Source organism: Prescottella soli, assembly GCF_040024445.1.
GTDB lineage: Bacteria > Actinomycetota > Actinomycetes > Mycobacteriales > Mycobacteriaceae > Prescottella > Prescottella soli.
Genome location: NZ_CP157276.1, coordinates 1802550 through 1816610, shown reverse-complemented (window position 1 = coordinate 1816610; position 14061 = coordinate 1802550). Strand labels below are relative to the sequence as shown.

At 69.8% G+C, this 14061-nt stretch carries 14 protein-coding genes; 7 read left to right on the top strand and 7 right to left on the bottom strand.

Annotated features, from left to right (window positions below; genetic code table 11):
* The first annotated feature begins 77 nt into the window (after positions 1-77).
* Genes ABI214_RS08540 through ABI214_RS08525 form a run of 4 tightly spaced genes read left to right on the top strand, consistent with a single transcriptional unit; the run spans position 78 to position 3434 of the window.
* Complete coding sequence (locus tag ABI214_RS08540; protein ID WP_348608685.1) at positions 78-695, top strand: TetR/AcrR family transcriptional regulator; 618 nt, start codon at positions 78-80, stop codon at positions 693-695.
* A complete protein-coding gene (locus ABI214_RS08535) occupies positions 692-1708 on the top strand; it encodes a TIGR03617 family F420-dependent LLM class oxidoreductase (protein ID WP_348608681.1) in 1017 nt (338 codons plus the stop codon). Before ABI214_RS08540 ends, ABI214_RS08535 begins: the two co-directional genes overlap by 4 nt.
* Positions 1705-2514, top strand: coding sequence for an enoyl-CoA hydratase/isomerase family protein (locus tag ABI214_RS08530; protein ID WP_348608678.1), 810 nt, complete (start codon positions 1705-1707; stop codon positions 2512-2514). Before ABI214_RS08535 ends, ABI214_RS08530 begins: the two co-directional genes overlap by 4 nt.
* Complete coding sequence (locus tag ABI214_RS08525; RefSeq protein WP_348608675.1) at positions 2511-3434, top strand: SDR family NAD(P)-dependent oxidoreductase; 924 nt, start codon at positions 2511-2513, stop codon at positions 3432-3434. The genes ABI214_RS08530 and ABI214_RS08525 overlap by 4 nt, the downstream gene beginning before the upstream one ends.
* Before the next feature lie 64 nt (positions 3435-3498).
* Here ABI214_RS08525 and ABI214_RS08520 read toward each other — a convergent pair whose 3' ends face one another.
* The 3 genes from ABI214_RS08520 to ABI214_RS08510 form a co-directional block, all read right to left on the bottom strand.
* On the bottom strand, positions 3499-4296 hold the full coding sequence (locus ABI214_RS08520; RefSeq protein ID WP_348608672.1) for an SDR family NAD(P)-dependent oxidoreductase: 798 nt from the start codon (positions 4294-4296) through the stop codon (positions 3499-3501).
* An 80-nt stretch (positions 4297-4376) separates the two neighbouring features.
* Entirely contained in the window at positions 4377-5414 is a 1038-nt protein-coding gene (locus ABI214_RS08515; RefSeq protein WP_348608667.1) for an LLM class flavin-dependent oxidoreductase, read from the bottom strand.
* Positions 5415-5455: 41 nt separating this feature from the next.
* Entirely contained in the window at positions 5456-6055 is a 600-nt protein-coding gene (locus ABI214_RS08510; RefSeq protein WP_348608665.1) for a class I SAM-dependent methyltransferase, read from the bottom strand.
* Between the two features lie 134 nt (positions 6056-6189).
* Here ABI214_RS08510 and ABI214_RS08505 point away from each other — a divergent pair, with 134 nt between their 5' ends.
* From ABI214_RS08505 to ABI214_RS08495, 3 genes are all read left to right on the top strand, one after another.
* Complete coding sequence (locus tag ABI214_RS08505) at positions 6190-7026, top strand: aldo/keto reductase (protein WP_348608661.1); 837 nt, start codon at positions 6190-6192, stop codon at positions 7024-7026.
* Between the two features lie 107 nt (positions 7027-7133).
* Complete coding sequence (locus ABI214_RS08500) at positions 7134-7751, top strand: PadR family transcriptional regulator (protein ID WP_348608656.1); 618 nt, start codon at positions 7134-7136, stop codon at positions 7749-7751.
* The gene (locus ABI214_RS08495) at positions 7751-9250 is read left to right on the top strand and encodes a DHA2 family efflux MFS transporter permease subunit (protein WP_348608652.1); all 1500 of its coding nucleotides are present in this window, start codon (positions 7751-7753) and stop codon (positions 9248-9250) included. The genes ABI214_RS08500 and ABI214_RS08495 overlap by 1 nt, the downstream gene beginning before the upstream one ends.
* A 101-nt stretch (positions 9251-9351) precedes the next feature.
* On the opposite strand, the gene ABI214_RS08490 is transcribed toward ABI214_RS08495, so the two are convergent.
* The 4 genes from ABI214_RS08490 to ABI214_RS08475 all read right to left on the bottom strand — a co-directional run bounded on the left by ABI214_RS08490 (position 9352) and on the right by ABI214_RS08475 (position 13966).
* Positions 9352-11523: a hypothetical protein gene (locus ABI214_RS08490; protein WP_348608649.1), complete on the bottom strand. Its 2172-nt coding sequence runs from the start codon at positions 11521-11523 to the stop codon at positions 9352-9354.
* 60 nt (positions 11524-11583) lie between these two features.
* Positions 11584-12186, bottom strand: coding sequence for an RES family NAD+ phosphorylase (locus ABI214_RS08485; RefSeq protein ID WP_348608646.1), 603 nt, complete (start codon positions 12184-12186; stop codon positions 11584-11586).
* Positions 12187-12807 carry a hypothetical protein gene (locus tag ABI214_RS08480; protein WP_348608641.1) on the bottom strand — a complete coding sequence of 207 codons (621 nt, stop codon included), beginning with the start codon at positions 12805-12807 and terminating at the stop codon, positions 12187-12189.
* 124 nt (positions 12808-12931) lie between these two features.
* A complete protein-coding gene (locus ABI214_RS08475) occupies positions 12932-13966 on the bottom strand; it encodes an alpha/beta hydrolase (RefSeq protein WP_348608636.1) in 1035 nt (344 codons plus the stop codon).
* Positions 13967-14061: the final 95 nt, after the last annotated feature.

Genomic DNA, 14061 nt, shown 5'->3' with positions numbered 1-14061 from the left:
GCCCCGGCCATGGGCGGCTCGACCGATTTCGCGGATTCGCTCCGGGACCCCGAAGTAACGTCCTAGCATGAAATGTAATGAACGCGAACGCTCCCCGTGTCGGTCGGCCGCGGGACCCCGGCAAGGATCACGCGGTCCTCGTTGCGGCCCGAGGATTGCTCGGCGAAGTCGGGTACCAACAGACAACCCTCATGGCCATCGCGCGACGGGCGGACGTGAGCACGCCCGCGATCTACCGTCGCTGGCCCAGTCGCGAGGCCCTGATCGAGGACGCGATCCACGGGCCCGCGGCCGACGGGCTCCCCGAGGCCACCGACGACCTCCGGGCCGACCTCCGGGCGTGGGCGAGCGTGTTCGTGGCCCGCGCGTCCAGTCCCGCGGCCCGCGCCGGCATCCCCGGTCTGCTGGGCGACGCCCAGTCCGACGTCGATCGCGCCCGCCTGCTCGCGCGACAGGCACCGGCGTTCGAGTCGTTCGCCGCCCGCCTCGAGCTCGCCGCCGAGCGGGGCGAGATTCTTGCACCCGTGGACGCGTCGATCCTCTTCGAGATCCTCACCGGGACCACGTCGGTGCGCGGATTGGTCAAGGGCGGTAGGGAGTCCGACGCCTTCGCGGGAGCACTGGGCGACGCGCTGCACGTCCTCGCATGCCACGGATCCGGGCGCGACACGGCGACCGAGGCGGAACCGTCATGAAGGTGGATGTTCAGCTCGACGGGCGACCGGAGAACGCGGCCCGACGGGCACGCGAGCTCGTTGCGCTCGGCGTGGACGGGCTGTTCACGTTCGAGGGTCCCCACGATGTCTTCCTGCCGCTGGTCGCGGCGGCGGCCGCGGTGGACGTGGACCTGATGACGAACGTCGCGATCGCGCTGCCGCGCAGTCCGATGCACCTGGCGCACACCGCTTACGACCTGCAGACGCTGAGCCGTGGCCGCTTCCGGCTCGGCCTCGGTTCCCAGATCCGTCCGCACATCGAGAAGCGCTACGGCGCGCAGTGGTCGCGTCCCGCCGCGCGGATGCGGGAGACGGTGCTCGCGCTGAAGGCGATCTTCGATGCGTGGGAGGGCAATTCGCGGTTGCGTTTCGAGGGCGAGTTCACCACGCACACGTTGATGCCTCCGACGTTCGATCCCGGTCCCAACCCGTACGGCCCGCCGCCGATCTGCCTCGGTGCGCTCGGGCCGCTGATGACCCGAACCGCCGCCGAGGTGGCCGACGGGCTGCTGGTGATGCCGTTCAACAGCGTCCGGCACTTCCGCGAACGGACGCTGCCGGCGGTGGAGGAGGGCCTCGAACGCGGTCGGCGCAGCCGCGAGGACCTCGCGATCTACCCGCAGGTGATCGTCGGTGTCGGCGGCACCCCGGAGGAGCTCGACGCGGCGTCGCGTGGGGTGCGGGGGCTGCTCGCGTTCTACGGGTCGACACCCGCGTACCGGCCGGTCCTCGAGGTCGAGGGGTGGGCGGATCTGCAACCGCGGCTCAACGCACTGTCGAAGCAGGGCGAGTTCGCGGCCATGACCGACATGATCGACGACACGATGCTCGCGACCCTCGCGGTGCACGGCACGCCCGAGGAATGCGCCGCGCAGATCGTCGCGCGGTTCGGCGATCACGCCGATCGGGTGTGCTGCTACTTCCCCGGATACCCGGTGCGCGAGGAGCACATTGCCGAACTGGTCGCGGCAGTGAAGGCGCCGACGCGGTGAGCGTCCTCGTCGAGATCGCCGACGGCGTCGCGGTCCTCACGCTCCACCGACCGCGGCAGCGCAACGCCTTCACCGGCGAGATGGGACGCCGACTCGGCGCCCTCTACCGGGAGCTCGACGCAGACGACGCCGTCCGCGTCGTCGTGCTCACGGGGACACCGCCGGCGTTCTGCGCGGGTGCCGACCTGACGGCGGGCAGCGGGACGTTCGCCGCACCGACGGAGGACGGGTTCTCCGCGTCCCCGGTCGATCCGCCCGCGTTCGACCTGCGCAAGCCGGTGATCGCGGCCGTGAACGGGCACGCGATCGGCATCGGACTGACCCTCGCGATGCAGGCCGACGTCCGCATCGTCGCCGACGACGCGAAGTACGCGATCCCGCAGGTGCGCCGCGGCGTCGTCCCGGATGCGATGGCGCACTGGACGGTTCCGCGCGCGGCGGGTATGGCCGCGGCGGCCGAGATCCTGCTCACGGGAAGGACGTTCGACGGCCCGGAAGCGGTGCGGCTGGGGATCGCGAGTCGCAGCCTGCCTGCCGAGGAGGTCCTGCCGGCCGCGCTGGCGATGGCGCGGGACATCGCGACCAACGTGGCTCCGATGTCGGCGGCGCTGAGCAAACGCCTGCTGTGGGACACCGCGCGGTACGGATTCACGCCGCAGCAGGTCGCCGACCACGAGACCGAACTGCATCACCGGGTCATGGGCACCGCCGACGCGGCCGAGGGCGTGCGAGCCTTCCTCGATCGCCGCAACCCCGACTGGACCGCGAGTGTGTCGGCCGACTGGAAGGAACTGCCTTGGGAATGAACGGCTTCGGACCCGACTCCACCACCGACGACGTCCTCGCCGGCGTCGATCTGGGTGGCCGCACGGCGTTGGTGACCGGCGTGACGAGCGGTCTCGGTGGAGAGACGGCCCGCGCGTTGGCAGCAGCCGGTGCGGCGGTGATCCTCGCGGCCCGCGACGGTGATGCCGCGGCTGCCGTGGCGGACGAGATCCGGCGAGCCGTCCCCGGTGCGGAACTGTCCTCCGTCGCAATGGATCTGGCCGACCTGTCGAGCGTCCGCACCGCGGCCGACCGCATCGGGACGCGGCCGATCGACCTGCTGATCAACAACGCGGGCGTGATGTACACGCCGTTCGGGCGGACCGCCGACGGGTTCGAATTGCAGTTCGGGACCAACCATCTGGGACACTTCCTGCTGACCGCGTCGCTGCTGCCGAACCTGCGGTCCGCGGCGGAGCGCTCCGGGTCGGCGTCGCGGGTGGTGACGGTGTCCTCCGACGCGCACCGCGCGCACGCGGTCGACCTCGATGATCCGAACTTCCTGCAGCGCCCGTACGACAAGTTCGTCGCATACGGGCAGTCCAAGGCTGCCAACGTCCTCATGACCGTCGAGCTTCGAAGACGGCACGCGGGCAATGGGATCCACGCATTCGCGGTGCACCCCGGCGTGTGCGCCACCGGGCTGTCCCGGCACATGTCGCGCGACGACTTCGCCGAGATGAAGCGGATGAGTGCCGGCAAGCCGGGCCTGCTGGCCAACCTCAAGTCGATTCCCGCGGCGGCGGCCACGTCGGTGTGGGCGGCCAGTGCCCCCGAACTCACGTCCGAGAGCGCCGCGTATCTGTCCGACTGCCGGATCGACCGGGCCGCCGACCACGCCGTCGATCCGGAGACCGCGGCCGCGTTGTGGGAGTTGTCCGAGCGGCACGTCGGCCGCTGACCGCCCGAGGCAACAGGCCTGGGGTCGACCGCGCTGTCGCGGCCGACCCCAGGAAAGTGCTGGGCTACTTCGATTCCGGTGGCAGCATCGCCTTCGATGCGGACTGCGCGGCCAGCAGAAGCTCGGCGCGGTTGCCGCCGCTGCGCTTCTCGACGGCGCGCTCGTTGCCCTTCGCGACCGCGACGGGGCCGTTGCCCAGGTTCGCGAGGGCCTGCGCGGCCACGTCCGCGGGCTCCGAGACGTTCAGGCCGGGGATGTCCATGTTGAGTCCGGCGCGGGCCATCGCCGGGGTGCGGGTGACGCCGAGGACCATCTCGAGGACATCGACGTCGTACTCGCGCATCTCGAGCCACAGACCCTCGGCGAAGGTGCGGCAGAACGACTTCACGCCCGCGTAGATGCTGATCTGGGCCGAGCCGAGGAAGCCGGCCATGGAACCGACCAGCAGCAGGCCGCCGCGGCGACGCTCCTTCATCGGTGCGCCGAAGTGCTGGATCAGCCTGAGCTGGCCGGTGATGTTGAGGTCGATCACCTGCTGGAAGCGGTCGAGGTCGCCGGTGACGAACTCGTGGCCGTAGGTGTTGGCGCCCGCGTTGTAGACGAGCAGACCCACCTCGAGTCCGTCGGTGACGCTGCGGATCTTGTCGAGCATGTCCGCGGCAGTCAGGTCCACGGTCAGTGTCCGGACCTCGACGCCCTTCGCGCGGGCCTTCTCCGCCGTTGCCTCGAGCGGCTCCGGCTTGCGCGCCAACAGCACCAGGTTCAGGCCGGCATCGGCGAGCTGAACGGCGAACTCCTCGCCGACGCCCTCGGAGCCGCCGGCGATGACGGCCCACGGCCCGTACTTGGCTGCGTCGATCATGTATCGATCCCCTCGTGTTCGATCCCGCGGTTCGGGAATGTGCGCACGAGTATCGTGTGACCTGCACCGTCTTTCTGCGGCTATTCCACTGGCCGGGACTGCTTTCCGGTGCCGGACATGTCCCCCCACGCGGCGCAGATCTCGTAGCTGCGGATCCGGTCGGCCAGGTCGAACATCGTCGAACCGATCATGATCTCGTCGGCGCCCGTCATCTCCACGAGCGCGTCCAGTTCGTCGTACACCTTCCGCGGCCCGCCGACGATGTAAGCGGCCGACGACCCCGCGACGAGCCGTTCCTGTTCCGGGGTCAGCGGATTGGCCGCGGCCTCCTCGGGGCTGGGGAATTGGCCGGGATCGTTCGCGCGCAGCCGGGCCATCGAGAGCTTCATCGGCGCGGCGAGGTAGCGGGCGCGTTCGTCGTCGTCCGCCGCCATCACGGTCACCGTCAGCATCGCGTACGGCTCGTCGAGTATCTCCGACGGCCGGAACGACTCCCGGTACGCCCGCAGCGCCGGCATGGTCTGGGCGGGCGAGAAGTGCCGCGCGAACGCGAACGGCAGTCCGAGGATGCCGGCGACCTGGGCGCTGTAGGTGCTCGACCCGAGCAGCCACATTGCAACCCCGGCTCCGAGGCCGGGCACCGCGGTGATCGCCGCGTACGGGTGGTCCGCTGGGAAGCCGTCGTCGATGAACGCCCGCAGGTGCGCCAGCTGCTGCGGGAACTCGTCGGCGTCGAGCGGATCGGCCTGCCGGCGCAACGCGTGCGCGGTCACCTGGTCGGTGCCGGGCGCACGGCCGATGCCCAGGTCGATCCGATCCGGGTACAGCGCGTCGAGGGTGCCGAACTGTTCGGCGACGACGAGCGGCGCGTGGTTGGGCAGCATCACACCGCCCGACCCGACCCGGATGGTGTCGGTGACGGCGGCGACCTGCCCGATCATCACCGCGGGTGCCGAACTGGCGATGCCCGGCATCGAGTGGTGTTCGGCGAGCCAGAAGCGGTGATAGCCGAGCTTCTCGGTGGCACGGGCCAGCTCGAGCGTGTTGCGGAGCGCTTGGCCGACGGTGGATCCCTTGGCGATGGGGGACAGGTCGAGTACGGAGAGCTGGGGCGTCACCCCGACGTCAACCCGTTCGCACAGCGAAATGTTCCGGCCGGTCAGCGGCGGACGAGCCGGAAGAATCTCGGTTCGGTCGTGGCGAGCAGCCAGGGTGCGCCGACGGTGTCCATCGCGGTGTCGCCGACGACGGTCCACCCGCCGAGCGCCCGCTCCACATCGGCGCGGGACGCGCCGCGCGGCAGCGGGCCGCGCCGGCCGGGCGAGAAGGAGAACAACACCAGCTGGGCGCCGGGCTCGGTGACTGCGGTGAGCCCGGCGCCGTACGCGGCGCGCTGGTCGTCGCCGAGTCCGTGGAAGCAGCCGACGTCGAGTGCCAGGGCGTATCCGCGCTCGACGTATGCGGGGAGGTTGACGACGTCGCCGAGCACGAACCGGACGTCGGCGCCGGCGATGGGCAGTTTCGCGCGTGCCCGATCGATCGCGAGGGGGACGGCGTCCACCCCGGTGACCGACCACCCGCGGATCCCGAGCTCGATCGAGTGGTCGCCGGTGCCGCAGCCGAGGTCGAGGGCCTTCGCGCCGGCCGCGGGCGGCGCGACGGCACCGAGCAGGGTCGCGAGCTGGTCGGCGAAGACGCGCCCGGCGTGCTCCCATGGGGTGAGGCCGAGTCGGTACGCCAGCCGGTAGGCGAGGTTCATTGCCCGCCCCTCTCGGGCGATCAGACCAGTCGGATCGAACGTAGGCCCCGCGGCGGGGGTCGCGCAACGGAACCGTGGTGTCCACTTGTTGGGATGGTGGGAACACATGGGGGCGTCGCGCTGGTTGCCCGGATATGACTTCCATCGGTTCCGTACCCGCCGTCGCCCTGGGCGACGGCAATTCGATTCCGCAGCTGGGGTTCGGGGTGTTCCAGGTGCCCGACGACCAGGCGTACGCCGCCGTCTCCGAGGCGTTGAAGGTGGGATACCGAAGTATCGACACCGCCCGCATCTACGAGAACGAGACCGGAACCGGTCGGGCGATCGCGGATTCCGGTGTCGCCCGCAAGGACCTCTTCGTCACCACCAAGCTGTGGAACGCCGATCAGGGCTACGACTCGACCCTGCGGGCCTTCGACGACAGTCTCGCGCGCCTCGGGCTCGACTATCTCGACCTGTACCTGATCCACTGGCCGGCGCCCGCGCAGGATCGCTACGTCGACAGCTTCAAGGCCTTCCAGCAGTTGAAGGCCGACGGCCGGATCCGCTCGATCGGCGTCTCCAACTTCACCGCCCGGAATCTCGAACGGTTGGTCGAGGCGGTCGGGGAGGCGCCCGTGCTCAACCAGATCGAGCTGCATCCCGAGTTCGCGCAGTCGCAGATGCGCTCGGTGCACGCCGACATGGGCGTCGTGACGGAGGCGTGGAGTCCGCTGGGGCAGGGCGCCGCCCTCGGGAATCCGACGATCCGCGCCCTCGCCGAGGCGCACGGCCGGACCCCGGCGCAGATCGTCCTGCGCTGGCACATCCAGCTCGGCAACGTCGTCATCCCCAAGTCGGTGACCCCGGCACGCATCGCGAGCAATTTCGACGTCTTCGATTTCGAGTTGACCGCCGACGACATGTTCGCGATCAGCTCCCTCGACAGGCCCGACGGGCGGCTCGGCCCGGACCCCGACGCGTTCGGCTGACGCGTCCGGGGCCGCGGTGTTCCTCGTCACAGGCGGTGAACGGCATTGCCCGAGGGGTTCGCGCGGCCGTATATTCCACGCGGAATATTTGATGTGGAAGCGGGGTGGTGACGGTGCTACCGCGGTCGGCCACACCCCTCGGAATCTCGGTGCTCGCGCTGCTGTTCGAGCGGCCCATGCACCCGTACGAGATGTGCCAACTTCTCGTCGCCCGCCGGAAGGACCGCATCGTCAAGGTTCGCCCCGGTTCGCTGTACCACGCCGTGGAGCGACTCGAACGCGACGGACTGGTGGCGGTACTGGGCACCGACCGGCAGGGGAACCGGCCGGAGCGGACCACCTACGAGATCACCGTCGCGGGACGACGCGCGGTGCGCGAGCGGGTCGCCGAGATCGTCGCGGCCCCGGTACCCGAGTACCCCCAGTTCACGCTCGGGCTCGCGGAGTTGCACAACCTCGAGTCCGACCAGGCCCTCGGCCTGCTCGAGCGTCGGATCGAGACTCTCGTCGCCAACCTCTCCGAACTCGACGATCTGTTCGAGTTCGCACGGGATCGAGAGGTCCCGGAACTGTTCACGATCCCGTTCTCGTACATCCGGGCGATGACGCAGGCAGAACTCGACTGGCTGCGTACCCTCGCCGACCGCATCCGCAGTGGTGACATCCCGTGGGTGACGGACGAACTCCTCGAGTCCGCGAGGCTCGCAGATCAGAAGGGCAACTGATGAAAACCGACTTCCGGCCGTGGCCGGCCCTGTGGGCCCTCTGTCTGGGCTTCTTCATGATCCTCGTCGACAGCACGATCGTCGCCGTCGCCAATCCGGTCATCACCGCGGACCTGAATACCGACGTCAACGCCGTCGTGTGGGTGACGAGCGCGTACCTGCTCGCGTACGCGGTGCCACTGCTGGTGACCGGACGCCTCGGTGACCGGTTCGGGCCCAAGAACCTGTACCTGGTCGGTCTGGTCGTGTTCACCCTCGCGTCCCTGTGGTGCGGCCTGTCCGGTGGAATCGAGATGCTCATCGTCGCCCGCGTCTTCCAGGGACTCGGCGCGGCGATGATGACGCCGCAGACGATGGCGGTCATCACGCGAATCTTCCCGCCGGACAAGCGCGGTACCGCGATGGGCCTGTGGGGTTCGGTGGCCGGTGTCGCGACGTTGGTCGGTCCGATCCTCGGCGGTGTGCTCGTCGACAACCTCGGCTGGCAGTGGATCTTCATCGTCAACGTCCCGGTCGGTGTCATCGGTTTCGTCCTCGCATGGCGCCTGGTTCCCTCGTTGCCGACCAACAATCACAAGTTCGACCTGATCGGCGTCGCGCTCAGTGCGATCGGACTGTTCTGCATCGTCTTCGGGCTGCAGGAGGGCAACTCGTACGACTGGGATGGCCGCGCGTGGGGCCTGATCGGGGCCGGCGTCGTGGTGATGATCGCGTTCGTGTGGTGGCAGAAGGTCAACCGCAACGAGCCGCTGGTTCCGTTGGAGCTGTTCAAGGATCGCAACTTCTCGGTCGCGAACCTCGGCATCGCGACCATGGGTTTCTCGATCACCTCCGTCATGCTGCCGTTCATGTTCTATGCGCAGAGCGTGACCGGGCTGTCGCCGACGCGTTCGGCGTTGCTCATGGCTCCGATGGCGATCGTGACCGGCATCCTCGCGCCGTTCGTCGGGCGTCTCGTCGACAAGGCGCACCCCCGCTACATCGCCGGTCCGGGCTTCCTGGCGTTCGCGCTGGCCACGTTCTGGCTGGCCGTCGAGCTGACCCCGACCACGCCGGTCTGGAAGATCCTGATCCCGATGGCGATCATCGGTGCGTCCAACGCGTTCATCTGGGCGCCGCTGTCCGCCACCGCGACGCGGAACCTGCCCGTCGCGCACGTCGGCGCCGGCTCGGGCGTCTACAACACCACCCGTCAGGTCGGTGCGGTGCTCGGTAGCGCCGCGATGGGCGCGCTCATGACCTCGCGGATCACCTCGGAGTTGTCGACCCTCGGCGTCGGCGGCGTGAAGGTCGGGGAGGCGCACTTCCAGGGCGGCCAGTTGCCGGCGATGGTGCGGGAGCCGTTCGCGAACGCCATGTCGCAGTCGGCGATGCTGCCCGCCGCGGTCCTGATGCTCGGTTTCGCGGTTGTCCTCTTCTTCGTCAATCCCCGCAAGGGGCAACCGGTTCCGGACGCTTCCCAGGCTGCTGGCGACGAATCCGTCCCCGCGCACAGCTGACGGGCCGCTGAACGCTCCGGCCGCCGACCGCATCTCTCGCGGTCGGCGGCCGGTGGCGTTTCACGGGGCGGTCGGCGTCCTCGAGGATCGGGGGTCGGGGTTCATGCGGTCTCCAGTTCGTCCAGGATCGGGCGCAGGCGGGCAAGGGCGCGTTCATCCTCGACAGCGATGTCGCCGCTGGAGTCGAAGCGCTCGTCGCGGTCCACGAGGGAACGGAGCTTCTTCGCGACGGCGCCGCGAACCGCTGCCGGTGCGGCCGTCAGCCGCTCGGCGAGCCGGAGGCCGACGTCGCGCGCCCACCGGTCGGTCACGGCACCCGCGACGACCTTCACGATTCGCGCGGGAGCGCCGGGCAGGGGCAGCCCGAGGTCGAGGAGGGCGAGCGCGGCGGCGGCGCTGGTCTTGACGAGCGGGCCGTTGTAGTCCTTGCGGCCGGTGACGACGAGGTCGGCGAGCAGCGCGTCGAGGTCGGTGTGTGCCTCGGGCGGTAGCAACTGCTGGGCCCGCCAATCGAGCGCGAGACCGATCGCTTCTTCGATCGGCCCGCGACCGGCGTCGATGATGCTGCGCAGTACAGGCCACCCGGTGGCGGCCTCGTCCGACTCGACGGCTGCGAGGATGCGTAGCGCGGTGATCTGGTCACTTCGCTCGTAGTCGCTTGTCGCGGGCTTCTTGCCGACGAGGCTGCGGCACCAGTCGAGGAAGCGCGGGTCGGTGCGGTCAGGCCAGTGCGCGAGCACCTCCGACTCCCTGTACTCGAGGTCGGCGTCGAGGACGCGGTGGAAGTCGTCCAAATCCTTCGTCAGCCGTGCGAGGGCAAGCAACATGGTCGCGTCACCGGTGACGCTGACCTCGTGGACACGGTCGATGCTTACGGTGTCGCCCCACATCGCGAGCGCGGCGGCGGCCTGCTTCGGCGCGACCGGCAGCAGCTCCCGAACCTCGGGCAGTGCGCCGGCGGTGGCCTCGGCGGGCCACGAGGCGAGCAAGTCGATCAGCTGTCCGGCGCCGTCGCGGGACGGATCGGCCGGAGGTTTCTGCCGCAGCGCCTGCCGGATACCGGCGACGAGCATCGTGACGGACGGTGCGTGCTCGCGCGCGAGCGTGTAGCCGAGCGCGGAACGCCCCGACGCCGAGGTGACAACCATGAGGCCACGTGCGGCGGGGTTCGTGAGCAGGGCCTGTGCCATAGGGCGTGCCCACCGTCCGTCGCCGGCCCGCAGCAAGGCGAGGGCGGCATCTGCCCGAGCATCCGTGTCGAAGGTGCTCGACCCGACGGCGGAGGTGCCACCGGTAGTGACCCGCTCGGCGAGGGCGACGAGCGCGTCACAGACCTCGGGCGTCGGCGGGCACTGCCGGAGCGCGGCGATCATCGCCTCAGGAGCGGCTTCGGGCAGCGCCGCGAGCGCGAGCAAACGACGCACCGCCGCCGGCGCGTTGCTCCGGGACCCGATGACGACATCGACGAGACCCGCGATCGTCGCCTCGTCCGGCGTCGGCAGCGCGGCCAGTACGCGAGTCGACGCCTCGGGGTTGACCGCGCTCAACCACTCCGGCAGATTTCCGACACCGAACGCGATGCACGGGGCAACCTCGACGGCGAGCTCCCATCCCGACACGAGCGCGTCGAGGTCGGCGGTCTCCGTGCCCCCCACCGCGATCCGCGCAAGCGTTGCCGCCATCACCAGGCCCGGATCCCCGTCGGCGAGCGCCGCCGAGGCATCGACACCGAGAGTCGTGAGCGCGGCGACACAGGCCTGCTCGACCTGCGCGGCCGGCCGTGCGCTCGCCCGCGCCGCGAGCGTATCGAGAGCAGCGGACTCGGTCGTGCACGCCGCGGCCTGCAGCAGTGCCGCGGCCGCGGCCTCCGGGCCGCCGTCGGCGATGAGAGGTCGCACGAGCGCCGCGATCCCGGTCAACGAGCCTCGAGCCGACCGGACGAGGGTGGCCGTCTCGGCGTCGTCCACCTCGACCTGTTCGTAGTCGCGCACCGCGTCGGCGAACATCAGCAGCAACCACGCCGTGTTCTCCGCGTCCGCGGTCTGCCGTGCGCCGAGCAGCGATGCGATCGACGTCATCGCCGGCGCGGTCGAGTCGTAGAGGGTTCCCTGGTGCAACACTGACGCCCACAGTTCGTGCAGCGACTCTTCGACTGTCTCCGCGTCGGCCAGTCCCTCGATCCAGCCGGGCACATCGCTCGCCTCGCCGTATGCATGTTCGAGCGTCGGCCAGTCGACCTCGGCGAGCTGGGTGCGCCAGGGCACGCTGTTCATGAGTCTCCTTGATTGTGGAACAACCCGATGTCGGGCTGGCCGTTGTACGACTTCGCCGCCTCAGGTAATCGTGTAGCCGAGCTGATAGGCGGCGGTGTCGATCGCGTCGGAAAGTGCGGGATGTGCCAGGGGGAGTGACAGTTCGGGCCGGGCAGGGAAGGCGTCGGAGGCGCGTTCGAAGACGGCGACGGCCGTGCCGCCCGCGACCCGCCCGCGGTAGACGATCCCGTCGATGGTGTCGTGGGCGAGATGGATGTTGCGCGCCCAGTGCTGCGCGAGGCTATGGGGTGCCGAGTCGAGGGCGTCGTTGCCGCCCACGCGGGTGGCCCAGGATGCGCCGCCGATCCCGGATACGTCGAGCAGCCTCAGAGGCCGGGTGAACCGCAGTCCGGTCACGTACGGGTCGCCGCGGTGGCGGTCGATGACCCGCGCCGACTGGAAGGCGTCGGCCAGCGCGCTGCGGGGGCTGGCCGCGCCGTACCAGATGCCGTAGTCGGGATGCTCGTTTCGTGGGGCGGGGTGGTGGTCGAACCGCAGGATCGACCCGAACGTGCGCAATCCGCTCCACGGAAGGATGTGCAGCCCGGTGGTGCGGTGCACCCGCCACGTCATCTCGGTGGGCTGCCACTCGATCGACGGGGGCGGTGGGAGCATCGCCGCCATCTACGCAGACTCCCACTCTGCCGCGGTGATCACGTCGGCGGCCCGTTCGATGTCGGCCGCGGTGCCGGCACTGCCGGTCAACCACGCCACTATCGACACCGTTCGGCCTTCGGCGATCAGCGACGGCTGCGGTCGGGTAAGCAGCGCCTGCACGCTGAGCGGGTGAAGGTCCTTCCCGATCAGCGGTGTGAGCTTGTCGAGGTGAGGGACTTCACCGGTATCGGTGAACTGGGCAGGGGGCAGCAGCCGGCTGCGGCCCGAGTCGAACGCCCACAGCGTGCCGGCGGCGAGCCGTTGCCGGACGCGGGCGGGGGTGACGCCGAGACGGTCGGCGGCGTCGTCGATCGACAGGGCGCTGCGGACCAGCTCGACCATTCGGATCTCACGGTCGAGGCGTGCTGCCGTCGCCACGGCGGGGTCACCGACGAGACCTGCTTCCTCGAGGATGCGGGCATCGTGCTCGGACAGCTCCGGGACCACCAGCTGGCGGGAGGCGAGGCCGTGCAGGATCTGCACGAGGTCGTCTCGGCCGATGTCGGCACCGGTCACTTCGCGCAGAGCGTCCTCGAAGGCCAGGTCGCCGCTGCGGTAGCGGTCCTCGGCAGTTGTCGAACCGTTCATCTCCGACCACCGCCCTTTCGCCGATTATCGCGCGCAAATCAATGCTAGCGCGACCGAGTGGTCGGCGACACCGGCGACCTGTCCGCCTCTGCGAGTGCAACACTCGGGGCGACAGGGCGGCGGGCTAGAGGCCCATCGACCGAGCGATCGTCGGCCACGAGTTGTGCAGGTCGTCCTGCCAGTAACCCCAGGAATGCGTGCCGGTGGGCTTGAAGTCGAACGTGGCCGGGATCTTCAGGTCGGCGAGGCGATACGCCAGGTTGTGGGTGCAGTAGTTGGTGGCGGCCTCGATGACGCCGCCGACGACCGCCTGGTTGGCCAGCGCGAACGGACGACCGTCGATCCCGGGGCCGTCGAGCGTCTCGTGAGGGCCCGGCAGTCCGGAGCCTGTGCTGATGTAAAGCTCTGTGCCACGCAGCTTCTCGGCGTTGACGACGGGATCGTTCGCGACCCAGCCGGGGCCGTCGAGCGGGCCCCACATGTTGGTGATGTCGACGCCGCCCCGCACGCCGGTCACCATCTGGATCGCGTTCTGACCGGCCCAGGTGCTGGTCTCCGCGCAGCCGCTGTAGGAGCCGACGCTCTTGTAGAAGCCGGGCTTGGCGATCGCGTAGTTGAGCACCGCCGTTCCCGTCATCGAGATCGCCGCAATGGACTGGACCTTGTTGGTGCCGAACTCGGCGTCGATGACCGGGGGGAGCTCCTCGAGCATGAACGTCTGCCACTTCTGGCGGCCGAGTTTCGGGTCGTCCTTCTGCCAGTCGGTGTAGTAGCTGAACGCGCCCTCGAGCGGGGTGACGACGTTGACGTTCTTGTCCTCGAAGAAGTCCATGACGTCGGTCTGGCGCTGCCATGTGGCACGGTCCTCGCCGCCGCCGGCGCCGTTGACCAGGTACAGCGTCGGGCGCGGCTCGCTGGTGTCCGCGGGCAGGATGACCTCGAGGGGAATGTCGCGGTCCATCGACGGCGAGTACACCGAGATGGTGACCTTGCGATCGGAGTTCTTGGTCGACTTCACCAGGTGGGCGCCGGAGGCGTTCGACGCGGCGGTGGCGCCGCTGTCGGCGGACGCCGTGGCCGGCACCACGAGCAGTGACGCGGCCGCCACGACCACCGCGGCCGCGAGTACGCGGGCGCGCCCCACCTTGGAATTCCTCATCGAACGTCCTCCCGTGAAGGCCTTGAAGGCTGTAGATGCCGCGGCACCCAAGGTGCTCCCGGCTGATCGTCGGCGGTGCCGCACTTCCCTCCGGG

Coding starts and splice junctions, on each gene's coding strand:
- ABI214_RS08485 (WP_348608646.1), bottom strand. CDS start 12,186: ATGGCGGCGATGCTCCCACCGCCCCCGTCGATCGAGTGGCAGCCCACC.
- ABI214_RS08510 (WP_348608665.1), bottom strand. CDS start 6,055: ATGAACCTCGCCTACCGGCTGGCGTACCGACTCGGCCTCACCCCATGG.
- ABI214_RS08490 (WP_348608649.1), bottom strand. CDS start 11,523: ATGAACAGCGTGCCCTGGCGCACCCAGCTCGCCGAGGTCGACTGGCCG.
- ABI214_RS08540 (WP_348608685.1), top strand. CDS start 78: ATGAACGCGAACGCTCCCCGTGTCGGTCGGCCGCGGGACCCCGGCAAG.
- ABI214_RS08505 (WP_348608661.1), top strand. CDS start 6,190: ATGACTTCCATCGGTTCCGTACCCGCCGTCGCCCTGGGCGACGGCAAT.
- ABI214_RS08525 (WP_348608675.1), top strand. CDS start 2,511: ATGAACGGCTTCGGACCCGACTCCACCACCGACGACGTCCTCGCCGGC.
- ABI214_RS08495 (WP_348608652.1), top strand. CDS start 7,751: ATGAAAACCGACTTCCGGCCGTGGCCGGCCCTGTGGGCCCTCTGTCTG.
- ABI214_RS08535 (WP_348608681.1), top strand. CDS start 692: ATGAAGGTGGATGTTCAGCTCGACGGGCGACCGGAGAACGCGGCCCGA.
- ABI214_RS08520 (WP_348608672.1), bottom strand. CDS start 4,296: ATGATCGACGCAGCCAAGTACGGGCCGTGGGCCGTCATCGCCGGCGGC.
- ABI214_RS08475 (WP_348608636.1), bottom strand. CDS start 13,966: ATGAGGAATTCCAAGGTGGGGCGCGCCCGCGTACTCGCGGCCGCGGTG.
- ABI214_RS08480 (WP_348608641.1), bottom strand. CDS start 12,807: ATGAACGGTTCGACAACTGCCGAGGACCGCTACCGCAGCGGCGACCTG.